Here is a 25,734-nt window from a genome sequence, read left to right on the forward strand (position 1 = left end):
ACTGCATGACCGGGCGCGACCTTGGTGTCGCGCCCTTTTTTTACGAGGAATGCATATTGAAAGCGATTGCTCTCGCGCTCGCATCGATTGTCGCGGCGGCCACGCTGGCCGGTTGCGCGAATTCGAAGACGCCGACCAACAAGGATGACAGCGAGTTCGTGTACCTGCTGGACCGCCAGGGCAACTGGAAGGAAAACCCGGTCGACACGCTGCCGCCGCTGCCGCAAGCGGGCGACCTGCTGCCGTTCAACGTGTCGCAGAACACCCCGCTCAAGTTCTCCGTCGATGCGAAGTCGCTCGTGGTCGGCACCGACGGCGTCGTGCGCTATGCAGTCGTCATCACGAGCCCGGCCGGCGCGCGCAACGTGAACTATGAAGGCATCCGCTGCGACACCTACGAATGGCGTCAGTACGCGGGCCTGAATTCGGATCACGACGGCTGGGACCGCACGGTCGAGAACGACTGGCGTCGCATCGAGAACGGCGAGCTGAACGCGTACCACTCGGCGCTGTACCAGGACTACTTCTGCTCGAACAAGATGCCGCAGGGCACGACCCAGCAGATTCTCGAGAACATCCGGTTCCATCGCACCGCGATGAGCCAGTTGCGCTGACGGCGTTTGCGCAGGCTGCCTGTCCGACCCTGCCCCGCCCGTCGCAATAAAAAAGCCCGCGCAATGCGGGCTTTTTCGTGGTCTCGCGACGTCTGCCGAGCGCTTACACAAGCACGAGGTTATCGCGGTGAATCAGCTCCGGCTCCAGCATGTAGCCGAGTACCGTCTCGATCTCGCCGCTCGGCTTGCGGTGAATCAGCTTCGTTTCCGCACTGCTGTAGTTCGTAAGGCCACGCGCCACTTCACGCCCGTCGGGGCCGACGCACGCGATCACTTCACCGCGTGCGAACGCGCCCTGCACGCCGATCACGCCGATCGGCAGCAGGCTCTTGCCACCGGCCGTCAGCTTTTCAACCGCGCCCGCATCGATCACGACGTGCCCGCGTACCTGCAGGTGGTCGGCCATCCATTGCTTGCGCGCGGCCATCCGCGCGGTGCGTGCGATCAGTTGCGTGCCGATCGCCTCGCCCGCCGCCAGCCGCACCAGCACGTCGGCTTCGCGGCCGCTCGCGATCACGGTGTTCGCGCCACTGTGCGCTGCGCGCTTCGCCGCGAGGATCTTCGTCAGCATCCCGCCGCGACCGAGGCTCGAGCCTGCGCCGCCCGCCATCGCCTCGAGTTCCGGTGCGCCCGCACTGGCTTCCGCGACCAGCGTCGCGTTCGGATCCTTGCGCGGATCGGCGGTGAACAGCCCCGACTGGTCGGTCAGGATGATCAGCGCATCGCCTTCGATCAGGTTCGCGACGAGCGCGCCGAGCGTGTCGTTGTCGCCGAACTTGATTTCGTCGGTGACGACCGTGTCGTTCTCGTTGATGATCGGCACGACGCCGAGCCGCAGCAGTGTGAGCAGCGTCGAGCGCGCATTCAGGTAGCGTTCGCGATCGGCCAGATCGGCATGCGTCAGCAGGATCTGCGCGGTGCGGATATCGTGCTCGGTAAAGCGGCTTTCATAGACTTGCGCGAGCCCCATCTGGCCGACTGCGGCGGCGGCTTGCAGTTCGTCGATCTCGCGCGGACGCTTGCTCCAGCCGAGCCGCTGCATCCCTTCGGCAATCGCGCCCGAACTGACGAGCACCACTTCCTTGCCCTGCGCGCGCAGCGCGGCGATCTGGGCCGCCCAGCGGCCGATTGCAGCATGATCGAGCCCCTTGCCGTCGTTGGTCACGAGGCTGGAGCCCACCTTCACCACCAATCGCTTCGAATCCGCGATGATCGAACGCATCGTGCGCTGTCTCCTGTATCTGATGCCTGCCCGGCCGGGCGCGATTGAATTCCGGCACCGGACGCGATGCCCGGTGCGTTTCGGGGCCGCTCAGGCGTCGCCGCCGGGCGTCGCACCGCCATCGGCGGGCGGCGCATCGCGGAACCGCACGTCCGCGGCCAGATCTTCCTCTTCCGCCGCACGATGCGCGTCCGAATGCTCGGCGAGGTAATCGTAGATCGCGTAGCACAGCGCTTCACAGCCCTGGCCTGTGAGCGCCGAAATCTCGAACACCGGGCCGTCCCAGCCGAAACGGTCGAGGAAATCGGCGACGCGCGCCTCGCGCTCGTCTTCCGGCACCATGTCGAGCTTGTTGAGGACGAGCCAGCGCGGCTTCTCGTAAAGCGCCTCGTCATACTTGCGCAGTTCGCCGACGATCGCGGTCGCTTCCGCGACCGGATCGACGCTTTCGTCGAACGGGGCCAAATCGACGAGATGCAGCAGCACGCCGGTGCGCTGCAGGTGTCGCAGGAACTGGTGGCCGAGGCCCGCGCCTTCGGCGGCGCCCTCGATCAGCCCCGGAATATCGGCGATCACGAAACTCTTGCTCGGGCCGACCCGCACGACGCCGAGGTTCGGCGCGAGCGTCGTGAACGGATAATCGGCGATCTTCGGCTTCGCGTTCGACACCGACGAGATGAAGGTCGACTTGCCGGCGTTCGGCATGCCGAGCAGCCCGACGTCGGCGAGCACCTTCAGCTCGAGCCGCAGCATGCGCCGTTCGCCGGGCTTGCCGTCGGTTTTCTGGCGCGGTGCGCGGTTCGTGCTCGACTTGAAATGCAGGTTGCCGAGACCGCCTGCGCCGCCCTTCGCGAGCATCACCTGCTGATCGTGCTCGGTTAGATCGGCAATCAGTTCGCCCGTGTCCATGTCGGTCACGACCGTACCGACCGGCATGCGCAGCGTGACGTCGTCACCGCCCTTGCCGTAGCAATCCGAACCGCGACCGTTTTCGCCGTTGCGCGCCAGGTGCTTCTTCGCGTAACGGTAGTCAATCAGCGTGTTGATGTTGCGGTCGGCGATCGCGTAGACGTTGCCGCCCCGGCCGCCGTCGCCGCCGTCCGGCCCGCCAAACGGAACGAATTTCTCGCGGCGCATCGACGCGCTGCCATCGCCTCCGTCGCCGGCGATGACTTCGATTCGTGCTTCGTCAATGAACTTCATTCGTCACTCCGACCAGTATTTCCGCTATTGTGCCGCGCGCCGGCGCGCTTGAACAATCTGCCGTTCGGCCGATTGCCCGCCGTTTCGCGACAGCCGCCAGCGCGCACATGCGCGCGGCGGCCAAATAAAAAAAGGCCCCGCGAAGACTGCGGGGCCTTTCGGCTACGAAGCCCGTGGGTGCCTGAACTTAGGCAGCCGCCGGGACAACGATGACCAGATGCTTCTTGTCCGCGCCCTTGGTCGCGAACTTGACGTGACCGTCGACCAGCGCGAACAGGGTGTGATCCTTGCCCATGCCGACGTTCTCGCCAGCGTGCATGCGCGTACCGCGCTGACGCACGATGATGCCGCCGGCGTTGATCGCCTGGCCGCCGTACACTTTCACGCCGAGACGTTTCGACTCGGAGTCGCGGCCGTTCCGGGAAGAGCCGCCTGCCTTTTTGTGTGCCATCTGATTGCTCCTTTACCGAGGCGCTTACGCGTTGATCGCGTCGATGCGCAGCTCAGTGTAGTTCTGGCGGTGGCCGCCGTGCTTTTGGTAGTGCTTCCGGCGACGCATCTTGAAGATGGTGACCTTGGCATGACGACCGTGCGACACAACGGTGGCCTTGACGGAAGCCCCACTGACCAGCGGCGTACCGAACTTAATCGATTCGCCTTCGCCCACTGCGAGAACCTGGTCGAGCGTGATTTCAGCGTCAATGTCAGCCGGTATCTGTTCTACTTTGAGTTTTTCGCCAACGGCAACCTTGTACTGCTTGCCGCCGGTTTTTATGACCGCGTACATTGAGAACCTCACTCTGGATCCAATTTTTCCGCACACCACGCGCGGAAAACACGTGATTATACATGGGGTTAGCACCCGAGTCAAAGCCGATCGACGATTGCCGCGCGCAAGCCCTGGCCGGACGGCCAAAATCACGGTGCGGGCACGTCCGACAGACCGGGATATCTCGGATTCGACTTATAATCCGCGGCATCACCCATTTCGATCATCATGTCGTCGTCCACCGCCTCCCCCACCCTCAGCGCCGCCCACCTGCTCGCCCCGATCGCCAGCGACATGGAGCAGGTGAATCGCGTTATCCGGCAAAGCCTCGCGTCCGACGTGCTGCTGATCAACCAGATCGCCGAGTACATCATCGGCGCGGGCGGCAAGCGACTGCGTCCGGCCCTGCTGTTGCTCGTCGCCGGCGCGCTCGGCGAGACGTCGCACCAGCGGCACGTGCTGGCCGCCGTCGTCGAGTTCATCCACACGGCCACGCTGCTGCATGACGACGTCGTCGACGAATCCGAACTGCGACGCGGTCGCCAGACGGCCAACGCGCTGTTCGGCAACGCGGCGAGCGTGCTGGTTGGCGACTACCTCTATTCGCGCTCGTTCGAGATGATGGTCGGCGTCGGCAAGATGCGCGTGATGGAAATCCTGTCGGAAGCGACGACGATCATTTCCGAAGGCGAAGTGCTGCAGCTTCTGAACATGCACGACGCGGACGTCGACGAGACGCGCTACATGCAGGTGATCCGCTACAAGACGGCGAAGCTGTTCGAGGCATCGGCCCGCCTGGGCGCGGTGCTCGCCGGCGCCGACGCGCCGACCGAAGCGGCCGCGGCCGAATACGGCCGCCGGATCGGCACCGCGTTCCAGATCATGGACGACTGGCTCGACTACGCGGGCACGGCCGAAGCGATGGGCAAGAATGCCGGCGACGACTTGCGCGAAGGCAAGCCGACGCTGCCGCTCATCTATCTGATCGAACGCGGCACGCCCGAGCAGTCGACGCTCGCACGCGAGGCAATCGAGCAAGGCGGCACCGATCGCTTCGACACGATCTTCGACGCGATCACGCGTTCGGGCGCACTCGACCATACGCTCGAATGTGCACGTCAGGAAGCACAGGCGGCGGCGGCCGCGATCACTGCGTTCCCGGATTCGATCTACAAGGAAAGCCTGCTCGCGTTGTGCTCGTACTCGACGTCGCGGCAGTCGTAAACGCGCCGCGAACGAGAGGCGATACCTTGTCTCGAAAAATTTCTTCATCAAGGTATTCCCTTTTCGAAAAAACATCGTTATAGTTACGTTCTTGCTTGAGACGACGCAGCGATCTTCACCAAGACGGCGGAGTCGGAAGAGCAAAAAATCGGGGTGTAGCTTAGCCTGGTAGAGCGCTACGTTCGGGACGTAGAGGCCGGAGGTTCGAATCCTCTCACCCCGACCAGATTTTCCTTGTTAAATCAAGGCACAACCGCCCGCTTCGCCGGGCGGTTTTTGTTTTGCGGCGCCGCTTTGCGGCAATCTTGCGGCAATTTCCTCTGACGGAAACGCTGCGCCCTACTCCCGCGAAATCTAAACCCCCCTCGTTAAACACGGTCTTCCTTCCCAACCGGAGACCGCCCGATGGCCAGCATCACCAACCGCAGCCGCTTCTTCGTCAGCGTCAGACAACGCGACGACCTGCACCGCGAATTTTCCTTTCACCGGCTGACCGACGCGAAGGCGTACCACACCGAACTCGTCGCGCAGAAACTGAAACCGCGCCTCGGCCAGTACGAGGACACCATCGAAATCCGCATCCGCCAGAAAGGCTGGCCGACGGTGAACTACACCGCAGGCTCTATCGCGGAAGCCGAAAAGACCGTGCAGAAAATCGAGGAAGAGCGCAGCCGCGGCCTGTTCCGCGACTACACGAAGGCCCACCAGGTCACGTTCGTCGACCTCATCCGCCCCTTCGATACAAAGTTTTCCACGGTCCGGATGGAGACGCCCAGAATCTGGGCGACGTCCTGTTTGTTCAGTGGCATGAAGGCAGCGGTGCTCATCTTGCAGTTTCCGTCGAGTGATGACGGGCAAGTGAAGCGAGCGCGGTTTATATCGCAGGTCCTTTCGAAAACGATGTCGAAACATTGCACAGAGAGCGCCGCTGCTGCCAGCGGCGCCGGATAGTCCCTGGACACCTCCGCCCGCAGGCGCGGCCAGGCATGCCCGCAGACGTTACTGCGCCAGGCACGACGTGTCGGCAACCGCTCAATGGTCAACGCCCTAAGGTAGCCCCCTCGTAAACGTACCCCAATTAACCGCCTCAATGAATGGCCAGGGCCCTCCCAGGAGCCAGGGCGACACCCGCCGCGCGCTGCCAGTCGACGGACGTCCCCAGGCACGCATAATCGCCCCCGCGGAAACGCGGCTGACCGCGAAAATCTTGCGGCAATCTTGCGGCAATTGCCGCCATTTCCCCTTGCGCGCAGCGGTGCGCAGGCGAGCGCAGCCAGACGCAAGTGGTTGATTTTCAAGGAATCGAATATACTGACGAAACCCGTGTAGGGCGGCAAACTGGCGTTCGGGACGTAGAGGCCGGAGGTTCGAATCCTCTCACCCCGACCAGATTTGAAAAAACCGTGCACCGTGTGCACGGTTTTTTTTTGCCTTCTGTTTGCCTGATCGCGCGAGCCCTCGTGCCGCGCCCGACACATCCCGGCCGCCGGCCTCTGCTATATTCCCTTCATCCCTGTCCTTCACTGCCCTTCTGACGCGTGGACCAAATTCCCTTATGGGCGCAAATCGGCGCCGTCTTCCTGCTTCTCCTCTGCTCCAGCTTCTTTTCCATTTCCGAGACCGCGATGATGGCGCTCAACCGCCATCGGCTGAAGCATCTCGCCGGCCAGGGCGTGCTCGGCGCGAAAACCACGCAGGGCCTCCTCACGCGCACTGACCTGCTGCTCAGCGTGATCCTGATCGGCAACAACCTGTTCAACACGATCATCCCGGTCCTGACGACGTCGCTCGCGCTGCACACGTTCGGCCGTAACAACCTCGCGCTGTCGATCGCGACCGGCATCGTCGCGTTCCTGATCATCGTGTTCGCGGAAATCGCGCCGAAGATCGTCGGCGCGACCTTTCCCGAGCGCATCGCGCTGCCGGCCAGTCTCGTGATCGCGCCGCTGATGCGCGTGTTCAAGCCGGTCGTCTGGTTCGTCAACGCGCTCGCGAACGGCGTGCTCTGGGTGCTGCGCATCAATACGAAGAAGGGACGCGACCAGCGGATGTCGGCCGACGAGCTGCGCGCGATCGTGCTCGAGTCGAGCAGCTTCATGCCGACCAAGCACCGCAGCATCCTGCTCAACCTGTTCGACCTCGAGAACATCACGGTCGACGACGTGATGGTGCCGCGCCGGCAGATCGAGTCGCTCAACTTCTACGCGCCGCTCGACGACATCCTGCATCAGCTCGAGACCTGCTATCACAACCGCCTGGTCGTCTACGAAGGCGACATCGACAAGGTGCTGGGCGTGCTGCACGTCCGCAAGACGCTCACCGCGCTGCACAACCAGGATTTCGACCGCGAAACGTTGCGCACGCTGCTCGCCGAGCCGTACTACGTGCCGTCGGGCACGCCGGTCGTCCAGCAGCTCCAGTATTTCCAGGAAAGCCGGCAGCGGACCGCGCTCGTCGTCAACGAGTACGGTGAACTCGAGGGGCTCGTCACGCCCGAGGACATCATCGAGGAGCTGATCGGCGAATTCACGACGTCGATGCCGCGCGGCGAACGCGCGGGCGGCTGGGACGCGAACGGCGAATGCATCGTCGCCGCCAGCATGCCGCTACGAGAACTGAACCGCTGGCTGCACCTGCAACTGCCGACCGACGGACCGAAGACGCTGAACGGCCTGATCCTCGAAATCCTCGAGGAAATTCCCGAAGGCGACGTGTGCCTGAAAATCCGCGACGTGATGCTCGAGGTCATGCGCAGCGACGACCAGGCCGTGCGTACCGTCAAGCTCTTCAAACCGCACAGCACGCGCGCACGCGCCGCGCGCTAGCCGAACGGCCGACTGTCGGCGCCGCTCGTGATACGCGACCATTTGCCGGTCACGATCAACAGGCGGCCGAGCGCCGGCTCACATGCACTTCCCACCTCCCGGGGCGCCGCTGCGCACGCAGCGGCCGCCCGTCTCCACCGACGCATCGCTCGCTGAAACATCCCGGTCGCTCGACGCGACGCAACTCGACGATTCGCCCGCCGTACGGCTGCTGACCGACACGCTGCACGCCGCCCGCGTGCGCGACGCGTCAGACATCCACGTCGAACCGTTCGAAGCAGGCTGGCGCATCCGCCTGCGTATAGACGGCGTCCTGCATGAACACGCGCGACCGCCCGCTCATCTGCGCGACGCGCTCGTGACGCGGATCAAGGTGCTCGCCCGCATGGACATCGCCGAGCGCCGGCTTCCGCAGGACGGCCGGCTGCGCATAGCGGTCGACGGTGGCATGCGAGGGGACTACCGGGTCAGCTCGCTGCCCACGCTGTTCGGCGAAAAGCTCGTGTTGCGCCGCCTCGAAACGCTGCCGCCCGACCTCACGCTCGCGCGCCTCGGGTTCGACGCGCGGCAGGCCGCGGCGATGGAAGCCGCGATACGCGCGCCGCACGGTCTCGTGCTCGTCACCGGGCCGACCGGCAGCGGCAAGACGCTGTCGCTCTACTGCGCGCTGCAGATGCTCGACCGCGATGCGCACAACGTATGCACGGTCGAGGATCCGGCCGAGATTCAGCTCGACGGCATCAACCAGGTCGGTGTCGCCGAAAAGGCCGGGCTCACTTTTGCCACTGCGCTGCGCGCGCTGCTGCGGCAGGACCCGGACGTCATCATGGTCGGTGAAATTCGCGATGCGGAGACGGCCGACGTCGCGATCAAGGCCGCGCAAACCGGGCACCTCGTGCTGTCGACGCTGCATACGAACGACGCGCCGGCAGCCGTCGCGCGACTGCTCGACATCGGTGTCGCGCCGTACAACCTGGCGGCCGCGTTGCGCCTCGTCACCGCGCAACGCCTCGTTCGGCGTCTGTGCACCACCTGCCGTGTGCGTTCGGACGCGTCGGTGCGCGCGCTGCGCGACGCAGGCTGCGACCCGGCGACGCTGGAATCCGGATGGCGCCCGTTCGTCGCACGCGGCTGTTCCGCCTGTCACGGCATCGGTTATCGAGGCCGGATCGGCCTGCATCAGACGATGCCGGTTTCACCGGAGATGGCGGAACGCATCGTCGCGCGCGCAAGCGTCGGCGCGCTCGCGCAATGCGCGGCCGCCGAGGGCGTACGCAGTCTGCGTGACGCGGCACTCGCGCACGTTCGCGACGGCACGACGAGCGTCGCGGAAGCGCTGGCCGCGACGCCTGACGCGTGATCGCAATGCATATGCCGCCGCCCGAGACGCGTTTCGCGTGGCGTGGCCGTCGTCGCGACGGCACGCCATGCCGCGGGAACGTCATCGCCTTCGATGCAGCCGCCGCGCGCGCAGCGCTCGCGCGCGACGGCGTCGCGGTGCTGTCGCTCGACGTCCGCGGCACGGCCCGACCACCGGCGGCCGGCGCACGGGAGGTCACGCGCTTCACGCGTCAGCTCGCTAGCCTGCTGCAAGCCGGACTGCCGCTCGCACCGTCGCTCGAGATGCTCGCCCGCACCCGTACGCGCGACGGGCTGCCGCGCATCGCCGCCGGCCTCGCACGCGAGATCGTCGGCGGACAACGCTTCGCCGCCGCGCTTGCACGCTATCCGTCCCAGTTCGGCACGCTGTATCGCCAGTTGATCGAGGTGGGCGAGGCATCGGGCGCGCTCGGGACCGTACTGACCCGCGTCGCGGAGCACCGCGAACGCGCCGACGCGCAATGGCGCAAGCTGCGCGCCGCACTCGCCTACCCGGTCGCCGTCATCGTGTTCGCGCTCGCGATCTCGGCCGCGCTGATGGTGTGGGTCGTGCCGACGTTCCGGCAGATCTTCGATGGCTTCGGCGCGGCGTTGCCGGCCCCGACCCGCGCCCTGCTCGCCCTCTCGTCCGCGACATCGGCCTGGGGCGGCACGTTCGTCGCTGGCGCAGCCGGCGCGGGACTCGCCGCGCGCCACGCGCTGCGGCGCTCGCCATCGCTGCGCTACACGGTCGCGCTACACGTGCTGAATGCGCCGCTCGTCGGCAGCGCGCTCACGCGGTTCGCGACCGCGCGCTGGTGCCGCTCGCTTGCAACGCTGCTCGGTGCGGGCGTCCCGCTCGCCGATGCATTCGCCACGCTCGAACGCACCGCCGGCCATCCGGTGTTCGAACAGGCCACCGCGCAGATCGCGACGCGCGTGCTGCGCGGCGCGCGTCTCGCCGACGCGATGCACGCGGCGGGCTGCTTTCCGGACGACGTCGTGCAGCCGATCGCCGTCGCCGAGGAAACCGGCGCGCTCGACACGATGCTCGCCGACATCGCCGCGCTTTGCGAGCGTCAGCTCGACGCGCGCCTCGATGCGCTCGCCGCGCTCGGCGAGCCGCTGATCGTGATCGTGCTGGGCGCGCTCGTCGGCGGCCTTGTGATCGCGATGTATCTGCCCATCCTTCAGCTAGGCAACGTGGTGTAGCATCGCAACCGACTCTGTCGCCTTTCAAGCCCGAACCCGAGCCCCATGACGCCCGCGCCCCTGACCACCGTTTTCGACTCGCCCGACAGCACGTTGCTCGCGCTGGCGATGCTGCCGCCCGCGGTGCAGTATGTATTCGCCGTCGTGCTCGGCCTGTGCGTCGGCAGCTTCGTGAACGTCGTCGTGCACCGGATCCCGGTGATGATGCAGCGCGCCTGGCAGGCCGAAATCGCCGAAGCGACCGGCAGCGCGAGCACGCCGCCGGACGACGGCTATCCGCCGCACTACGATCTGTGGCGCCCGCGCAGCGCCTGTCCGCATTGCGGTCACGTGCTGCGCGCGTGGGAGAACATCCCGCTTGTCAGCTACCTGCTGTTGCGCGGGCGCTGCCGTCAGTGCGGCCATGCGATCGGCGTGCGCTATCCGCTCGTCGAGCTTGCCGGTGCGCTGCTCGCCGCCGGGTCGCTCGCCGCGTTCGGCCCCACCGTCGCCGCACTCGCCGCGTTCGGACTGTGTGCCGCGCTGCTGGCGATGAGCGCGATCGATATCCGGACCGGCTACCTGCCCGATTCGATGACGCTGCCGCTGCTGTGGGCCGGGCTCGCACTGAATCTCGGCGGAACGTTCACGTCGCTGCGTTCGGCCGTGGTCGGCGCGATGGCTGGCTACCTGTTCCTGTGGTCGATCTACTGGCTGTTCAAATGGCTGCGCGGCATCGAGGGCATCGGCTTCGGCGACCTGAAGCTGCTCGCCGCGCTCGGTGCATGGATGGGCTGGACCGCACTGCCGCAGGTCGTGCTGTTCGCCGCGGTGACGGGCGCGCTCGTCGGGCTCGTCGCGACCTGGCGCGGGCGCATGCGTTTCGAGGAGCCGATTCCGTTCGGCCCGTTCCTCGCGGCAGGCGGCGTCGCCACGCTATTTTTCGGTACACCTTTCTATTCGGCGCTCGGCGGCTGACATGACGCACCGCCGGCGTCCGCTTTGTTCGCTGCGTCGCGGGGAGGCACTTCGCCTCCTTGTGGCGGCCCGGCGGAGGCTCACATGTTTTCAATAGGACTCACCGGCGGCATCGGCAGCGGCAAGACGACCGTCGCCGACATGTTCGCCGCACGCGGGGCATCGCTCGTCGATACCGACCTGATCGCGCACCGAATCACCGCACCGGCCGGTCTCGCGATGCCGGCGATCGAACACGCATTCGGACCGGACTTCGTCGCGGCCGACGGCTCGCTCGATCGCGCGAAGATGCGCGCACTCATTTTCAGCGACGACGACGCACGCCGGCGCCTCGAAGCGATCACGCATCCGCTGATCCGCGCCGAGACCGATCGCGAAGCGCGCGAAGCGCAGGGCCCTTACGTGATCTTCGTCGTGCCGCTGCTCGTGGAGTCAGGCAATTGGAAGGCGCGCAGCGATCGTGTGCTCGTGGTCGACTGTCCGGTCGAAACGCAGATCGCACGTGTGATGCGGCGCAATGATTTCACGCGTGAACAGGTCGAAGCGATCATCGCAAGACAGGCAACGCGCGAAGCGCGTCTCGCGGCGGCCGACGACGTGATCGTCAACGACGCGACGACACCCGATGCGCTCGCCGCGCAAGTCGATGCACTGCACCAACGCTATCTCGGATTCGCGGCCGCCGCGCACTGACCGCCGCGCGCGATCGTGATGGTGTACGAAATTGGTGCGTTGCTAGGGTAGAGAGTGAGCATTAGAATGTCCTGCATTGTTTCAATCCCTACCCAAGAGGCGAGCGCGCTTGATTCTTTACGAGTATCCGTTCAACGAGCGAATTCGCACGCTGTTGCGCCTCGAAGACCTGTTCGAGCGCTTCGCGTTCTTTTTGACTCAGGAGGACCCGCGAGAACATCACGTCGCACTGACGACGCTGTTCGAAATCGCCGAGGTCACGGGCCGCGCGGACCTGAAATCGGATCTGATGAAGGAGCTCGAACGTCAACGCCAGACGCTCGCCCCCTTTCGCGGCAATCCGGGCATCGAACAGAATGCACTCGAGTCCGTGCTCGGTGAAATCGAGCAGACGCTCGCCAATCTTGCGCAGATGCAGGGCAAGACCGGGCAGCATCTGGTCGACAATGAGTGGCTTGCCAGCATCCGCAGCCGCGCGGTGATTCCCGGCGGCACGTGCAAGTTCGACCTGCCGTCGTACTATGCGTGGCAGCAATGGCCCGCGGAACAGCGGCGCCAGGACATCGCGAAATGGATCCTGCCACTGCTGCCGCTGCGCGATGCCGCGGCGATCGTGCTGCGGCTCGCGCGCGAATCGGGTCAGGCGTCGAAGGTGATGGCAATGCAGGGCAGCTACCAGCAGATGCTGTCGGGACGCTCCTATCAGCTGATGCAGGTGCGCGTGCCGCCGGAGCTGCGCGTCATTCCCGAAGCGAGCGCCAACAAATACATGCTGTGGGTACGGTTCACCATGCAGGACGGCGACGTGCGGCCGCGCGCGGTGGACATCGACGTGCCGTTCCATCTGACACTGTGCAATCTGTAACGGCCGTGTGCCGGTTCGACGCTTTCGTATGACTACCGTTGTGAAATGTCCTTCGTGCGGCGCGGAAGTGCGCTGGACGCCTGAAAACAAGTTCCGTCCCTTCTGTTCGGCCCGCTGCAAGCAGCTCGACCTCGGTGCATGGGCCGCAGAAAAGTACCGCATCGGCGGGTCCTCCGACGAGGGTCCGTCGTCGGAGGAAGACGGCACCGACGGCCGCGGCGACAGCTGAGCGGCGCGCGGCACCGCCCGTGGGCGGATATGGCCCGCCTTTCAGGCGAGCCGTCACGGCGTCATTGCGACGCCGCTTCCTTCTCGAGCAGTTCCAGCACCGGCAGCGCCGCCGGCAACAGCGGCGCGACCTCGACCGGCAGTGGCTGCCACACGAACGCCTGCCCTTCCTTGCTGTGCGGCTCGCCCGTCCAGCCCGTCACCTTGCAGAAATAGAGCCGCACGTACGCGTGCGGATAATCGTGCTCGAGGGTATGCCAGCGGTGGCTGGCCGTGACCTCGATGCCGAGTTCCTCGTGCAACTCGCGCGCCAGTGCGTCCTCGACGCTCTCCCCGGCCTCCAGCTTGCCGCCCGGAAACTCCCAGTAGCCTTCGTACGGCTTGCCCTGCAGCCGCTGCGCGAGCAGGTAGCGGCAGCGGCCGACCGGCCCGTCCGGCCGTACCATCACACCGACCGCGACTTCGGTCACCTTGCGGCCGTCGGGCGCGCGCACGGCGCTCGTTGTGGAATCCGTGCTCATGCCTGCTCCTTGCGGCCCGACCAGTCGCGCGCGAACTGCCATGCGACGCGCCCCGACCGCGAACCGCGCTCGAGCGCCCAGACGAGTGCGTCGCCGCGTGCCGTCTCGATCTCGGCGTCCACGCAGCCGAAATGGCGCAGCCAGTGCGCGACGATGTCGAGGTAGTCGTCCTGCTTGAACGGGTAGAAGCTGACCCACAGGCCGAAGCGCTCCGACAGCGAGATCTTTTCCTCGACGACTTCACCGGGGTGAATCTCGCCGTCCGGCAGATGCTTGTACGACTCGTTGTCGCTCATGTATTCGGGCAGCAGATGGCGGCGGTTCGACGTCGCGTAGATCAGCACGTTGTCGGACTGCGCGGCGATCGAGCCGTCGAGCGCGACCTTCAACGCCTTGTAGCCCGATTCGCCTTCCTCGAACGACAGGTCATCGCAGAACACGATGAACCGCTCCGGACGCCGCGCGATCAGCTCGACGATGTCGCCGAGATCGTGCAGGTCGTCCTTGTCGACTTCGATCAGGCGCAGCCCCTCCTTCGCATACGCGTTCAGGCACGCCTTGATCAGCGACGACTTGCCGGTGCCGCGGGCACCGGTCAGCAGCACGTTGTTCGCCGGCTTGCACTGCACGAACTGTCGCGTGTTCTGCTCGATCAGCCCTTTCTGACGATCGATGTTGTGCAGGTCGTCGAGCGTGATCGTCGACGCGGCCGGCACCGGCTGCAGATAGCCGCGCCCCTGGCGTTTGCGCCAGCGAAACGCAGTGGCGGCATTCCAGTCGACGGCCGCCGGCGCGGGCGGCAGCATCCCCTCGAGGCGGCCGAGCAGCGCTTCCGCGCGCGTCAGAAACTGTTCGAGCTTGTCCATGTCGTTCGAGCGCTCCCGATCAGGAGCGGTAATCCGCGTTGATGCTCACGTAATCGTGCGACAGGTCGCACGTCCAGACGGTTGCCTGCGCGTCGCCGCGGCCGAGCAGCACGCGGATCGTGATTTCGCTCTGCTTCATCACGCGCTGGCCGTCCTCTTCCTGGTAGGCGGGATTGCGACCGCCGGCCTTCGCGACGAGCACGTCGTCGAGATAGAGATCGATCTTGCCGACGTCGAGATCCGTGACGCCCGCATAGCCGATCGCCGCGAGGATCCGGCCCAGGTTGGGGTCGGATGCATAGAAAGCCGTCTTCACGAGCGGCGAATGTCCGATCGCATACGCGATCTGGCGGCACTCGGCGACACTCTTGCCGCCTTCGACCTGCACCGTCATGAATTTCGTCGCGCCTTCGCCGTCGCGCACGATCAGTTGCGACAACACCTGGGCGACCTGCGTGACCGCGTCGCGCAGCGCCGCATAGGCCGGCGAGTCCGTCGACGTGATCGCGGGAAGCGTGCTCTTGCCCGACGCGATCAGGATGAACGAGTCGTTCGTCGACGTGTCGCCGTCGATCGTGATGCAGTTGAACGAGCGATCGGCCACTTCCTTCACGAGCGTGTCGAGCACCGGCTGCGCGACGTTCGCATCGAACGCGAGGAAGCCCAGCATCGTCGCCATGTTCGGCTTGATCATGCCCGCGCCCTTGCTGATGCCCGTCAGCGTGACCGTGTGGCCGTCGATCGTCACCTGGCGCGACGTGGCCTTCGGCAGCGTGTCGGTCGTCATGATCGCCTGCGCGGCGTCGTACCAGTTCGCGGCCTTGCGGTTCGCGAGCGCGGCCGGCAGCCCGGCCTTCAGGCGGTCGATCGGCAGCGGCTCGAGAATCACGCCGGTCGAGAACGGCAGCACCTGCGCGGCGTCGATGCCCGCGAGGCGCGCGAGTTCCGCGCAGGTTTCGCGGGTGTTCGCGAGGCCCGGCTCGCCGGTGCCCGCATTCGCGTTACCCGTGTTCACGACGAGCGCGCGGATGCCCGCGCCGCCGTCACGCACCTTTGCCAGGTGCTCGCGGCACACCGTCACCGGTGCGGCGCAGAAGCGATTCTCGGTGAATACGCCGGCGACCGTCGCCCCTTCGTCGACGGAGATGACCAGCACGTCCTTGCGATTCGGCTTGCGGATGTTCGCTTCCGCCCAGCCGAGCGTGACGCCGGCGACGGGTTGGAGTTGGGCGGGATCGATCGACGGAAAATTGACAGCCATGGGGCACACCTGCCGGATGGAAAATGCCGGCACGCGCCGGCATCGATTGGAAGAACCGGCGGCCGCATGAGCGGGCCGCCGCAACTCACATCACTGACTCGAAGCTGCGAACGAAGCGGCACGCGGACGCGCGCCGCCGCCGATCATGACAGCTTCCCGTGACATTGCTTGTACTTCTTGCCGCTGCCGCACGGGCACGGGTCGTTGCGGCCGACCTTCGGCATCTCGCCGCCGGGGCCACTGTGGGTCATCGCGCTGCCGACCATCTCGGCCGTCGCCGTGGCCGCGGTGGCGGCCGCGACGTTCGCGACCGGCGCGCCGGATTCCGCGTAGTCGGCGTGCTGGTACTCGACGTTCTCGAGATGACCGCCGCGCTCCTCGATCTGCTCGGCGGCTTCCTCGAGTTGCTCGGGCGACTGGATCTGCACGTTCATCACGATGCGCGTGACTTCCTGCTTGATCGCCTCGAGCATCGCGGCGAACAGCTCGAACGCTTCGCGCTTGTATTCCTGCTTCGGGTTCTTCTGCGCATAGCCGCGCAGGTGGATGCCCTGGCGCAGGTGGTCAAGCGCCGCGAGGTGCTCGCGCCACAGGCGGTCGACCGTCTGCAGCATCACCGAACGCTCGAACGCGCTGAACGATTCGCGGCCGACCAGCGCGACTTTCGCCTCGTACTGCTCGTCGGCGGCGGTCGTCACGGCTTCGAGAATCTCCTCGGCCGTGATCGACGACGACTCGTTCACCATTTCCTGGATCGCGAGGTCGAGCTGCCAGTCGTTGCGCAGCGCTTCCTCCAGTTCGGGCACGTCCCACTGTTCCTCGATGCTGCCGTCCGGCACGAACTGGCGGACGACTTCGGTGATCACGCCGTGACGCATCGCCGAGATCGTCTCGGTGATGTCGTGCGCTTCGAGCAGTTCATTGCGCTGCTGGTAGATCACCTTCCGCTGGTCGTTCGACACGTCGTCGTATTCGAGCAGCTGCTTGCGGATGTCGAAGTTGCGCGCTTCGACCTTGCGCTGCGCGGATTCGATCGAACGCGTGACGATGCCGGCCTCGATCGCCTCGCCTTCCGGCATCTTCAGGCGATCCATGATCGAGCGCACGCGGTCGCCCGCGAAGATGCGCAGCAGCGGATCGTCGAGTGACAGGTAGAAGCGCGACGAGCCCGGGTCACCCTGGCGGCCCGCACGGCCGCGCAGCTGGTTGTCGATCCGGCGCGATTCGTGGCGCTCGGTGCCGATGATGTGCAGGCCGCCCGCGGCCTTCACCTGTTCGTGCAGCGTTTCCCACTCGTCGTGCAGTTGCTTGATGCGGCGCGCTTTTTCGTCAGCCGGGATCGCGTCGTCTGCTTCGATGAACGCGGCCTGCTTCTCGGCGTTGCCGCCGAGCACGATGTCGGTACCGCGACCGGCCATGTTGGTCGCGATCGTGATGCGGTTCGGACGGCCGGCTTCCGCGACGATCGCCGCTTCACGCTCGTGCTGCTTCGCGTTCAGCACTTCGTGCGGCAGCCCGGCCTGCTTCAGCAGGTGCGACAGCAGTTCCGAGTTCTCGATCGACGTCGTGCCGACCAGCACCGGCTGGCCGCGCTCGTAGCACTCGCGGATGTCGCGGATCACCGCGTCGTAGCGCTCCTTGGCCGTCTTGTAGATCTGGTCCTGCTTGTCGATCCGCTTCGGCGGACGGTTGGTCGGGATCACGACCGTCTCGAGGCCATAGATCTCGTTGAATTCGTACGCTTCGGTGTCGGCCGTACCCGTCATGCCCGCCAGCTTCGCGTACATCCGGAAGTAGTTCTGGAACGTGATCGATGCGAGCGTCTGGTTCTCGCTCTGGATCTTCACGTGCTCCTTCGCCTCGACCGCCTGGTGCAGGCCGTCGGACCATCGGCGGCCCGCCATCAGGCGTCCCGTGAATTCGTCGACGATCACGACTTCGCCGTTCTGCACGACGTAGTGCTGGTCCTTGTAGAACAGCGTGTGTGCGCGCAGCGCCGCGTACACGTGGTGCATCAGCGTGATGTTCTGCGGCGCGTACAGGCTCTCGCCCTCGCCGATCAGGCCCCACTCGGCCAGCAGCCGCTCGGCCTTCTCGTGGCCCGACTCCGTCAGGAACACCTGGCGCGACTTCTCGTCGAGCGTGTAGTCGCCCGGCTTCTCGACGCCCGTGCCGTCGGCCTTCTCCTCGCCGATCTGGCGCTCGAGCAGCGGCGGCAGCGCATTCATCCGCACGTACAGTTCGGTGTGATCTTCCGCCTGGCCCGAGATGATCAGCGGCGTACGCGCCTCATCGATCAGGATCGAGTCCACTTCGTCAACGACCGCGAAGTTCAGGGCCCGCTGCACGCGCGCGTCGGTCTCGTAGACCATGTTGTCGCGCAGGTAGTCGAAGCCGAACTCGTTGTTCGTGCCGTAGGTGATGTCGGACGCGTAGGCTTGCTGCTTCTGGTCGTGCTCCATGCCGGACAGGTTGATGCCAACCGACAGACCGAGGAAGTTATAGAGGCGCGCCATCCATTCGGCGTCGCGCTGCGCGAGGTAGTCGTTGACCGTCACGACGTGCACGCCGCGACCGGCCAACGCATTCAAGTACACCGGCAGCGTCGCGACGAGCGTCTTGCCCTCGCCGGTGCGCATTTCCGCGATCTTGCCGTAGTGGAGCACCATGCCACCGATCAACTGCACGTCGAAGTGGCGCATCTTCAGCACGCGGCGGCTCGCCTCCCGGCAGACCGCGAACGCCTCGGGCAGCAGCTTGTCGAGCGACTCGCCGCCTGCGATCCGCTGACGGAACTCATCCGTCTTGCCGCGCAACTGGTCGTCCGTCAGCTTCTCGATCTGCGTTTCGAGCGCATTGATCGTCGCGACGGTCTTTTGGTATTGCTTGACGAGCCGCTGGTTGCGGCTGCCAAAAATTTTCTGGAGAAAACCGGTTGTCATCGGATCGGATCCTGCGTCGCAGCACCGGCGCCCGGCGCGTGTTGCGCGCCCCGACGCCCGAGCCTCGGCGGCTTAGCGAATTAGTGGAATCAAACGAGGAATTTTAGCACGCGGGAAAGCATGCGCCCGTGTCCCGGCCGGACTCGCGCCGTGCGCCGGGACCGCGCCGGCAACCGGGCGCACGGCCCGAAAGCCGCACGTGCGCGTGCCGGCGCGGGTACAATCGGCGTCAACGTCCGCGCACGTGCGCGCCCGAAGAATGCCTCGATGAACCGATTTTCCAAGCGTTTCGGCCCGCTCCCCGCGTACCGCCCGCAACCCGTGTCCGAAGTGCTCAACCGCACCGACGCGTTCGCGGCGCTGCGCGCCGGCGTCGAACAGGTCGCGTCGCTGCAGCGCGACCTCGCCGCGCTCCTGCCCGACTATCTTGCGAATCATGTCGAACCGGGCTCCATCAAGGACGGCACCCTGACCCTCTTTGCCGCGCACAATGCGCTTGCCGCCCGGCTGCGGCAGGTCGAGCCGCGCCTGCTCGCCGATCTCCAGAAGCGCGGCTGGCCGGTCTCGGCGTTGCGCGTGCGCGTGCGGCCGAAGGACGCGCCGGAACCGCCACACGTGAAGCAGGCGCGCATGACGACCGTCGGCGCCACCGCGCTGCGCGAGCTCGCCGATCACCTCGAGCCGTCGCCGCTGCAGGCCGCGCTCGCGCGGATGGCCGCGCGGCACGGCGCAAAGTCGTCGCGCTGAATGCGCGCCGCCGGCCGCGGCCGCCCAACAAAAAAGCGACCCGAAGGTCGCTTTTTTGTTGCAGGGAGCCCGACGCCGATCAGGCGAAGGCCGTCTGCGTGTCGAAAGCGAAGCCGCTCGGTGCGGCTTGCGGATCGTCGAACGTGACGATCTCGTACGCATCTTCGTGCGCGAGCAGCTCGCGCAGCAGCGCGTTGTTCAGCCCGTGCCCCGACTTGTACGCGGTGTACGACGCCAGCAGCGGATGGCCGACCACGTACAGGTCGCCGATCGCGTCAAGCATCTTGTGCTTCACGAACTCATCGTCGTAGCGCAGCCCGTCGTTGTTCAGAATCCGGTATTCGTCGAGCACGATCGCGTTGTCCATGCTGCCGCCGCGTGCGAGACCCAGCTCGCGCATCATTTCGACTTCGTGGGCAAAACCGAACGTACGTGCCCGCGCGATCTCGCGCACGTACGACGTGTTCGCGAAGTCGACCTCGAGTTCCTGGCCGGTCTTGTCGACGGCCGGGTGACGGAAGTCGATCGTGAACTTCAGCTTGAAGCCGAAATACGGATCAAGACGCGCGAATTTGTCGCCGTCGCGGATTTCGACCGGCTTCTTCACCTTGATGAAGCGCTTCGGCGCGTTCTGCTCCTCGATGCCCGCGGACTGGATCAGGAACACGAAGGACGCGGCGCTGCCGTCCATGATCGGGATTTCCTCGGCCGTCACGTCGACATAGAGGTTGTCGATGCCGAGGCCAGCACACGCCGACATCAGGTGCTCGACGGTCGAAACGCGCGCACCATCCTTCTGCAGCACCGACGCGAGCCGCGTGTCGCCGATCGACATCGCGGATGCCGGAATGTCGACGGGCGTGGGCAGGTCGACGCGCGAGAAAACGATCCCTGTGCCCGGCGCGGCCGGGCGGAGCGTCAGTTCGACCTTGCGGCCCGAGTGGAGACCGATGCCCACGGTCTTCACGATCGATTTGATGGTGCGCTGCTTCAGCATGGTGTTCTTCATCTTGATTGAGAATATCAATCAGGAGTTATATTCGATAGGTGGGATTATAGCGTAATTCCCTATTCAACGCTGTTTGAAACTGCGTATCAAACTGTTTCGACTGTTTACCCGCGCCGATACGGGACGGGCCGATGCCCGGAACGGAGGCGTTTCCGGTCATCGGCCCGTGTTACAACTGCCCTGAGGCCCGGTGAGCAGCGTTGCCGGCAGGCAACGGCGCACCGCACGATCAGGACGTCAACGTCGCGAGCACACTCGCCGCATCGCTCACTTCGAACTTGCCCGGCGCTTCGACGGCCAGCGTCTTGACCACACCGTCGTCGACCACCATCGCGTAGCGCAGGGAACGGATTCCCATGCCACGCGCGGACAAATCCTGCGTCAGCCCCAGCGCATGAGTGAAAGCAGCGCTGCCGTCCGCCATCATGCGCACCTTGCCCGCGGTGTGCAGATCACGTCCCCATGCGCCCATCACGAATGCGTCGTTGACGGACACGCACCAGAGCTCGTCTATGCCCGCCGAGCGCAGTTGCTCGGCGTGCTCGACATAGCCCGGCACATGCTGCGCCGAGCAGGTCGGCGTGAACGCGCCCGGCAATCCGAAGATCACCACCCGCTTTCCCGCAACCTGGTCGCGCACGCTGTAGGCATTCGGCCCCAGCGAGCAGCCTTCGCGCGCGTCGTCGATGAACTCGAACAGTTGCGCGTCGGGCAGCGCGTCGCCCACTTGAATCATGGCTGGTCCCTCATAGCGATACGGTTTTTCGGCGTGTTGCGGACAGCACGGTCCATCCCGCCTCGCTCGAGCGAAGAGGGCACGTTTCCCGGCCCGGCGTCGCATCCGACGCGGCCTGTCGTGGTCCGTAGCATCCGTCACGCCGGCGTTACCGCGGCAATCTCAGCGATTGCGCCGCGGCTTCGCCTGTGTGTGCGTCGTCAGTCAGCCTGCTTGCGCAGGAAAGCCGGGATGTCGTACGTGTCGACACCCTTCTCCTGCAGCGCCTGCACGTGCGATGCCGCGGTTTCGCGCGAGTTGCGCCACACCGCCGGCGTATCGAGCGCGCCGTAGTCGGCCGTGCTGACGTGTTGCGGCTGCGCATAGCCGTGCGAGACCGCGCTGACCGGCTGGTTGTCGGTACCCGTGCGCAGCAGCGTCATCGGAGCCGATTGCTGCTTCTTCGCCGCACGGCCCAGACCCGTCGCCACGACCGTCACGCGCAGCGCATCGCCCATTGCGTCGTCGTACACCGCACCGAAGATCACCGTGGCATCTTCCGCCGCGTAGCTCTTGATCGTGTTCATCACTTCGCGCGTTTCCGACAGGCGCAGCGAACGGCTCGACGTGATGTTGACCAGCACGCCGCGCGCGCCCGACAGATCGACGCCTTCGAGCAGCGGGCTCGCCACGGCCTGTTCCGCCGCGAGGCGTGCGCGATCGACGCCGGCGACCGTCGCCGTGCCCATCATCGCCTTGCCCTGCTCGCCCATCACCGTCTTCACGTCTTCGAAGTCGACGTTCACGAGGCCATCGACATTGATGATTTCAGCAATGCCTGCAACCGCGTTGTTCAACACGTCGTCCGCGCACTGGAAGCACTTGTCCATCTCGGCGTCATCGCCCATCACGTCGAACAGCTTGTCGTTCAGGACGACGATCAGCGAGTCGACGTGATCCTCCAGTTGCTGCGAGCCTGCTTCCGCGACGCGCATCCGCTTGCCGCCTTCGAATTCGAACGGCTTGCTGACGACACCAACCGTCAGGATGCCCATCTCCTTCGCGATCTGCGCGACCACCGGCGCCGCGCCCGTACCCGTGCCGCCACCCATGCCGGCCGTGATGAACACCATGTGCGCGCCACGCAGTGCGTCGGCGATGCGCTCACGCGCCTCTTCCGCCGCCGCCTTGCCCATTTCCGGCTTCGCGCCGGCGCCGAGGCCGGTGTTGCCGAGCTGAATCACGGACGGTGCGCGCGCACGCGACAGCGCCTGTGCGTCGGTGTTCATCACGATGAAGTCGACGCCCTGCACGCCACGGTTGATCATGTGCTGAACGGCATTGCCGCCAGCGCCGCCAACGCCGACCACCTTGATGATGGTGCCGTTGGTTTCGGTTTCCAGCATTTCGAATTCCATTGTTGCCTCCGTCAAGAAAATAAACCTACTCGGCCGTTATTCGGCAGGAGATCGGGCAACCCCCTGTCGCGCGCCAGCCGCCGGCACCGGCGCGAATTTCGATTCGGTTCGTCAGAAGTTGCTCAGGAACCATTCCTTCATCCGCGAGAAGATCTGCCCCGCGTTGCCGGACTGCACGGCGACCTTGCGGCCGCGCATGCGCTGGGCACTGCCTTCGACGAGCAGGCCCATCGCCGTCGAGTAGCGCGGATTGCGCACGACGTCGGCGAGGCCGCCCGCGTATTCCGGCGCGCCGATGCGCACCGGTTTCAGGAAAATGTCTTCGCCGAGCTCGACCATGCCCGGCATCATCGAAGCCCCGCCGGTAATGACCACGCCGGAGCTCAGCAGTTCTTCGTAACCCGACTCGCGCACGACCTGCTGCACGAGCGAGAACAGTTCCTCGACGCGCGGCTCGATCACGGCGGCAAGCGCCTGGCGCGACAGCGTGCGCGGGCCGCGTTCGCCGAGGCCCGGCACTTCGACCATCTCGTCCGGATCGGCGAGCGCCTGCTTCGCGATCCCGTAGCCGACCTTGATGTCTTCCGCATCCGGCGTCGGCGTGCGCAGCGCCATCGCGATGTCGCTCGTGATTTGGTCGCCGGCGATCGGAATCACCGCGGTATGGCGGATCGCGCCTTCGGCGAAGATCGCGATGTCGGTCGTGCCGCCGCCGACGTCGACCAGCACCACGCCGAGATCCTTCTCGTCTTCCGTCAGCACGGCCAGCGACGACGCGAGCGGCTGCAGGATCAGGTCGTTCACTTCCAGCCCGCAGCGGCGCACGCACTTGACGATGTTCTGCGCGGCACTGACCGCGCCCGTCACGATGTGCACCTTCACCTCGAGGCGGATGCCGCTCATCCCGATCGGCTCGCGCACGTCTTCCTGGCCGTCGATGATGAATTCCTGCGTGAGGATGTGCAGCACCTGCTGGTCGGTCGGGATGTTGATCGCCTTCGCGGTCTCGATCACGCGCGCGACGTCGGTCTGCGTGACTTCCTTGTCCTTGATCGCGACCATCCCGCTCGAGTTGAAGCTGCGGATGTGGCTGCCGGCAATCCCCGTGAACACGTTGGTGATCTTGCAGTCGGCCATCAGCTCGGCTTCCTCGAGCGCGCGCTGAATCGACTGCACGGTGGCCTCGATGTTGACCACCACGCCCTTCTTCAGACCCTTCGATTCGCTCTGGCCGAGGCCGATCACCTCGTAATGGCCCTCGCCCTTCAGCTCGGCGACGATGGCCACCACCTTCGACGTGCCGATGTCGAGGGAAACCAGCAGATCCTTGTAGTCTTTGCTCATAAAGTGCTCTTGCGTGTGATCTCTCGTTACTTCTTGCGCTTGTCGGTATCGGTCAGGAACCGCATGCCTGCCGCACGAATCGCGAATCCGTTCGGATAACGCAGGTCCGCGTACTCGATGTCGTTGCCCCAACGCTCCGTGACGGCCGGCCACGCGGCGACGAGGCGCTGGCTCCGGTCATGCAGGGTCTCGCTGGTACGCTCCTTGCCCAGTTCGACCTGCATGCCGTTCGACAGCTTCACCGTCCACGCGTAGCGCGCCGACAGCGTCACTTCTTCCGGCGCCGCCTTCAGCGGCGCAAACCAGTTCGCGAAGTCGCGATACCGCGTGACGACTTCCTTCGCACTGCCCTCCGGGCCGTCGAACGCGGGCAGTTCCTGATCCAGTTCGCCCTGGTTCGCGGTGAACAGCTCGCCGTCGACGCTCACGAGCTGCGCGCTGCCCCAGGTCCCGAGCGGTTTGTACTCCTCGAGCGTGACAGCCAGCGCATTCGGCCAGACCCGGCGCACGCTCGCGTGGCGCACCCACGGCATCTGCTCGAACGCGGCACGCGCCGTGTCGAGATCGACCGTGAAGAAATTGCCCTTCAGCCGGCCGACCACGCCCGCACGCACCGTCGGCGTGTTGATGTGCTCGGTGTCGCCGTCGATCCGGATTTCGCGCAACGCGAACGTCGGACGCTGGATCAGCCAGTAGCAACCGGCCGCCGCCAACACGAGCAGCAGCAGCGCGTACAGCGCGCTGGCGGCAAGGTTGAGTTGGCGAACGTTGTTCCACATACGTCGTTCCGTTCCTGCGTCAGTCGTTGAGCGTAAGCGACAGCACCTTCACGACCAGCTCCGAATAGCTGATGCCGATCGACCGCGCGGCCTTCGGCGGCAGCGAGTGGTCGGTCATCCCGGGGGCCGTGTTCACTTCCAGGAAATACGCGTTGCCGGCGGCGTCGAGCATGAAGTCCGCCCGGCCCCAGTCGGTGCAGCCGAGCACGTCGAACGCGCGGCGCGCGATGCGCTTCAGTTCAGCTTCCTGTTCGGCGGGCAGCCCGCACGGAATCAGGTACTGCGTATCGTCGGCAACATACTTCGCGTGGTAGTCGTAGAACTCGCCGGCCGGCACGATCTTGATCAGCGGCAGGTCGAGATCGCCGGCGATGCACGCGGTGTATTCGCCGCCGCCTTCGATGCTCTTCTCGACGATCACGATCTTGTCGTGCGTCGCGGCTTCCGACAGTGCGGCGGGCAACGCGTCGGCCGTCTTCACCTTCAGCACCGCGACGCTCGAGCCTTCGCTCGCCGGTTTCACGAACAGCGGCAGGCCGAGCTTCGCGACGATGTCCGTCGCGCGCGCCGCGTAATCGTCGCCGCGCATCACCGTCTCGAACGGCGGCGTCGGCACGCCCGTCTGCTGCCACACGAGCTTCGTGCGGAACTTGTCGAGACCGAGCGCCGAGCCGAGCACGCCGCTGCCCGTGTAGCGGATTCCGTAGAAATCGAGCGCGCCCTGGATCTGGCCGTTCTCGCCGTAGCCGCCGTGCAGCGCGTTGAACGCGCGCACGAAGCCTTCGTCCTTCAGCGCCGATAGCGGCCGCTCGGCCGGGTCGAACGGATGCGCGTCGACGCCCGCATCGCGCAGGCCCTGCAGCACGAGACGGCCCGAGGTGAGCGACACCTCGCGCTCGGCGGATTCGCCGCCGAACAACACCGCCACCTTGCCGAAACGTTTCGGATCGATCCCGCTCAT

General features: G+C 65.6%; 25 protein-coding genes and 1 tRNA gene. 12 read left to right on the forward strand and 14 right to left on the reverse strand.

Going from position 1 to position 25,734, the window contains the following annotated elements; all coding sequences use genetic code 11:
• The first annotated feature begins 5 nt into the window (after positions 1-5).
• A complete protein-coding gene (locus DIE23_RS02420) occupies positions 6-614 on the forward strand; it encodes a CNP1-like family protein (RefSeq protein WP_124610636.1) in 609 nt (202 codons plus the stop codon).
• Between the two features lie 103 nt (positions 615-717).
• Here DIE23_RS02420 and proB read toward each other — a convergent pair whose 3' ends face one another.
• The 4 genes from proB to rplU form a co-directional block, all read right to left on the reverse strand.
• Positions 718-1,836: a glutamate 5-kinase gene (gene proB / locus DIE23_RS02425; RefSeq protein WP_059465328.1), complete on the reverse strand. Its 1,119-nt coding sequence runs from the start codon at positions 1,834-1,836 to the stop codon at positions 718-720.
• Positions 1,837-1,926: 90 nt separating this feature from the next.
• Entirely contained in the window at positions 1,927-3,039 is a 1,113-nt protein-coding gene (cgtA, locus tag DIE23_RS02430; protein ID WP_124610637.1) for an Obg family GTPase CgtA, read from the reverse strand.
• Positions 3,040-3,226: 187 nt separating this feature from the next.
• A complete protein-coding gene (gene rpmA / locus DIE23_RS02435) occupies positions 3,227-3,490 on the reverse strand; it encodes a 50S ribosomal protein L27 (protein WP_006476999.1) in 264 nt (87 codons plus the stop codon).
• Between the two features lie 24 nt (positions 3,491-3,514).
• On the reverse strand, positions 3,515-3,826 hold the full coding sequence (rplU, locus tag DIE23_RS02440) for a 50S ribosomal protein L21 (protein ID WP_006025184.1): 312 nt from the start codon (positions 3,824-3,826) through the stop codon (positions 3,515-3,517).
• Between the two features lie 210 nt (positions 3,827-4,036).
• Between rplU and DIE23_RS02445 the strand changes: the two genes are divergently transcribed.
• The 10 genes from DIE23_RS02445 (at position 4,037) to DIE23_RS02490 (ending at position 13,172) form a co-directional block, all read left to right on the forward strand.
• Positions 4,037-5,032, forward strand: a complete 996-nt coding sequence (locus DIE23_RS02445; protein WP_124610638.1) for a polyprenyl synthetase family protein — start codon at positions 4,037-4,039, stop codon at positions 5,030-5,032.
• Between the two features lie 149 nt (positions 5,033-5,181).
• Positions 5,182-5,258 (forward strand) — tRNA-Pro (locus DIE23_RS02450).
• Positions 5,259-5,437: 179 nt separating this feature from the next.
• Entirely contained in the window at positions 5,438-5,983 is a 546-nt protein-coding gene (locus DIE23_RS02455; protein ID WP_124610639.1) for a hypothetical protein, read from the forward strand.
• A gap of 587 nt (positions 5,984-6,570) precedes the next feature.
• Positions 6,571-7,857, forward strand: coding sequence for an HlyC/CorC family transporter (locus DIE23_RS02460; RefSeq protein ID WP_124610640.1), 1,287 nt, complete (start codon positions 6,571-6,573; stop codon positions 7,855-7,857).
• A gap of 82 nt (positions 7,858-7,939) precedes the next feature.
• Positions 7,940-9,217, forward strand: a complete 1,278-nt coding sequence (locus DIE23_RS02465; protein WP_124610641.1) for a GspE/PulE family protein — start codon at positions 7,940-7,942, stop codon at positions 9,215-9,217.
• Between the two features lie 5 nt (positions 9,218-9,222).
• Entirely contained in the window at positions 9,223-10,428 is a 1,206-nt protein-coding gene (locus DIE23_RS02470; protein WP_124610669.1) for a type II secretion system F family protein, read from the forward strand.
• 45 nt (positions 10,429-10,473) lie between these two features.
• Positions 10,474-11,385 carry an A24 family peptidase gene (locus DIE23_RS02475; protein WP_124610642.1) on the forward strand — a complete coding sequence of 304 codons (912 nt, stop codon included), beginning with the start codon at positions 10,474-10,476 and terminating at the stop codon, positions 11,383-11,385.
• 84 nt (positions 11,386-11,469) lie between these two features.
• Positions 11,470-12,078, forward strand: a complete 609-nt coding sequence (coaE, locus tag DIE23_RS02480) for a dephospho-CoA kinase (RefSeq protein WP_124610643.1) — start codon at positions 11,470-11,472, stop codon at positions 12,076-12,078.
• Positions 12,079-12,187: 109 nt separating this feature from the next.
• Positions 12,188-12,943, forward strand: a complete 756-nt coding sequence (zapD, locus tag DIE23_RS02485) for a cell division protein ZapD (protein ID WP_124610644.1) — start codon at positions 12,188-12,190, stop codon at positions 12,941-12,943.
• 28 nt (positions 12,944-12,971) lie between these two features.
• Positions 12,972-13,172, forward strand: a complete 201-nt coding sequence (locus DIE23_RS02490) for a DNA gyrase inhibitor YacG (protein WP_124610645.1) — start codon at positions 12,972-12,974, stop codon at positions 13,170-13,172.
• Between the two features lie 61 nt (positions 13,173-13,233).
• On the opposite strand, the gene DIE23_RS02495 is transcribed toward DIE23_RS02490, so the two are convergent.
• The 4 genes from DIE23_RS02495 to secA form a co-directional block, all read right to left on the reverse strand.
• The gene (locus DIE23_RS02495; protein WP_124610646.1) at positions 13,234-13,692 is read right to left on the reverse strand and encodes an NUDIX domain-containing protein; all 459 of its coding nucleotides are present in this window, start codon (positions 13,690-13,692) and stop codon (positions 13,234-13,236) included.
• On the reverse strand, positions 13,689-14,558 hold the full coding sequence (locus DIE23_RS02500) for an ATP-binding protein (protein WP_124610647.1): 870 nt from the start codon (positions 14,556-14,558) through the stop codon (positions 13,689-13,691). The genes DIE23_RS02495 and DIE23_RS02500 overlap by 4 nt, the downstream gene beginning before the upstream one ends.
• A 19-nt stretch (positions 14,559-14,577) precedes the next feature.
• On the reverse strand, positions 14,578-15,819 hold the full coding sequence (gene argJ / locus DIE23_RS02505; protein WP_124610648.1) for a bifunctional glutamate N-acetyltransferase/amino-acid acetyltransferase ArgJ: 1,242 nt from the start codon (positions 15,817-15,819) through the stop codon (positions 14,578-14,580).
• 143 nt (positions 15,820-15,962) lie between these two features.
• Positions 15,963-18,761, reverse strand: coding sequence for a preprotein translocase subunit SecA (gene secA / locus DIE23_RS02510; protein WP_124610649.1), 2,799 nt, complete (start codon positions 18,759-18,761; stop codon positions 15,963-15,965).
• 267 nt (positions 18,762-19,028) lie between these two features.
• Between secA and DIE23_RS02515 the strand changes: the two genes are divergently transcribed.
• A complete protein-coding gene (locus DIE23_RS02515; RefSeq protein WP_124610650.1) occupies positions 19,029-19,508 on the forward strand; it encodes a DUF721 domain-containing protein in 480 nt (159 codons plus the stop codon).
• A gap of 79 nt (positions 19,509-19,587) precedes the next feature.
• Here DIE23_RS02515 and lpxC read toward each other — a convergent pair whose 3' ends face one another.
• The 6 genes from lpxC to DIE23_RS02550 all read right to left on the reverse strand — a co-directional run bounded on the left by lpxC (position 19,588) and on the right by DIE23_RS02550 (position 25,734).
• Positions 19,588-20,505 (reverse strand): UDP-3-O-acyl-N-acetylglucosamine deacetylase, encoded by a 918-nt coding sequence (gene lpxC / locus DIE23_RS02520; RefSeq protein WP_059506998.1) that lies wholly within the window; start codon positions 20,503-20,505, stop codon positions 19,588-19,590.
• A gap of 241 nt (positions 20,506-20,746) precedes the next feature.
• Positions 20,747-21,253, reverse strand: coding sequence for a peroxiredoxin (locus DIE23_RS02525; protein WP_124610651.1), 507 nt, complete (start codon positions 21,251-21,253; stop codon positions 20,747-20,749).
• 200 nt (positions 21,254-21,453) lie between these two features.
• Positions 21,454-22,650, reverse strand: a complete 1,197-nt coding sequence (gene ftsZ / locus DIE23_RS02530) for a cell division protein FtsZ (protein WP_011883181.1) — start codon at positions 22,648-22,650, stop codon at positions 21,454-21,456.
• A gap of 111 nt (positions 22,651-22,761) precedes the next feature.
• Positions 22,762-23,994 (reverse strand): cell division protein FtsA, encoded by a 1,233-nt coding sequence (ftsA, locus tag DIE23_RS02540; protein WP_044844232.1) that lies wholly within the window; start codon positions 23,992-23,994, stop codon positions 22,762-22,764.
• A gap of 26 nt (positions 23,995-24,020) precedes the next feature.
• Complete coding sequence (locus tag DIE23_RS02545; RefSeq protein WP_124610652.1) at positions 24,021-24,773, reverse strand: cell division protein FtsQ/DivIB; 753 nt, start codon at positions 24,771-24,773, stop codon at positions 24,021-24,023.
• Between the two features lie 19 nt (positions 24,774-24,792).
• Positions 24,793-25,734 (reverse strand): D-alanine--D-alanine ligase, encoded by a 942-nt coding sequence (locus tag DIE23_RS02550; RefSeq protein ID WP_040143319.1) that lies wholly within the window; start codon positions 25,732-25,734, stop codon positions 24,793-24,795.

Source organism: Burkholderia sp. Bp9143 (assembly GCF_003853645.1).
Lineage (GTDB): Bacteria > Pseudomonadota > Gammaproteobacteria > Burkholderiales > Burkholderiaceae > Burkholderia.

Coding starts and splice junctions, on each gene's coding strand:
- DIE23_RS02420 (WP_124610636.1), top strand. CDS start 6: ATGACCGGGCGCGACCTTGGTGTCGCGCCCTTTTTTTACGAGGAATGC.
- proB (WP_059465328.1), bottom strand. CDS start 1,836: ATGCGTTCGATCATCGCGGATTCGAAGCGATTGGTGGTGAAGGTGGGC.
- cgtA (WP_124610637.1), bottom strand. CDS start 3,039: ATGAAGTTCATTGACGAAGCACGAATCGAAGTCATCGCCGGCGACGGA.
- rpmA (WP_006476999.1), bottom strand. CDS start 3,490: ATGGCACACAAAAAGGCAGGCGGCTCTTCCCGGAACGGCCGCGACTCC.
- rplU (WP_006025184.1), bottom strand. CDS start 3,826: ATGTACGCGGTCATAAAAACCGGCGGCAAGCAGTACAAGGTTGCCGTT.
- DIE23_RS02445 (WP_124610638.1), top strand. CDS start 4,037: ATGTCGTCGTCCACCGCCTCCCCCACCCTCAGCGCCGCCCACCTGCTC.
- DIE23_RS02455 (WP_124610639.1), top strand. CDS start 5,438: ATGGCCAGCATCACCAACCGCAGCCGCTTCTTCGTCAGCGTCAGACAA.
- DIE23_RS02465 (WP_124610641.1), top strand. CDS start 7,940: ATGCACTTCCCACCTCCCGGGGCGCCGCTGCGCACGCAGCGGCCGCCC.
- DIE23_RS02470 (WP_124610669.1), top strand. CDS start 9,223: ATGCATATGCCGCCGCCCGAGACGCGTTTCGCGTGGCGTGGCCGTCGT.
- DIE23_RS02475 (WP_124610642.1), top strand. CDS start 10,474: ATGACGCCCGCGCCCCTGACCACCGTTTTCGACTCGCCCGACAGCACG.
- coaE (WP_124610643.1), top strand. CDS start 11,470: ATGTTTTCAATAGGACTCACCGGCGGCATCGGCAGCGGCAAGACGACC.
- DIE23_RS02490 (WP_124610645.1), top strand. CDS start 12,972: ATGACTACCGTTGTGAAATGTCCTTCGTGCGGCGCGGAAGTGCGCTGG.
- DIE23_RS02495 (WP_124610646.1), bottom strand. CDS start 13,692: ATGAGCACGGATTCCACAACGAGCGCCGTGCGCGCGCCCGACGGCCGC.
- DIE23_RS02500 (WP_124610647.1), bottom strand. CDS start 14,558: ATGGACAAGCTCGAACAGTTTCTGACGCGCGCGGAAGCGCTGCTCGGC.
- argJ (WP_124610648.1), bottom strand. CDS start 15,819: ATGGCTGTCAATTTTCCGTCGATCGATCCCGCCCAACTCCAACCCGTC.
- secA (WP_124610649.1), bottom strand. CDS start 18,761: ATGACAACCGGTTTTCTCCAGAAAATTTTTGGCAGCCGCAACCAGCGG.
- DIE23_RS02515 (WP_124610650.1), top strand. CDS start 19,029: ATGAACCGATTTTCCAAGCGTTTCGGCCCGCTCCCCGCGTACCGCCCG.
- lpxC (WP_059506998.1), bottom strand. CDS start 20,505: ATGCTGAAGCAGCGCACCATCAAATCGATCGTGAAGACCGTGGGCATC.
- DIE23_RS02525 (WP_124610651.1), bottom strand. CDS start 21,253: ATGATTCAAGTGGGCGACGCGCTGCCCGACGCGCAACTGTTCGAGTTC.
- ftsZ (WP_011883181.1), bottom strand. CDS start 22,650: ATGGAATTCGAAATGCTGGAAACCGAAACCAACGGCACCATCATCAAG.
- ftsA (WP_044844232.1), bottom strand. CDS start 23,994: ATGAGCAAAGACTACAAGGATCTGCTGGTTTCCCTCGACATCGGCACG.
- DIE23_RS02545 (WP_124610652.1), bottom strand. CDS start 24,773: ATGTGGAACAACGTTCGCCAACTCAACCTTGCCGCCAGCGCGCTGTAC.
- DIE23_RS02550 (WP_040143319.1), bottom strand. CDS start 25,734: ATGAGCGGGATCGATCCGAAACGTTTCGGCAAGGTGGCGGTGTTGTTC.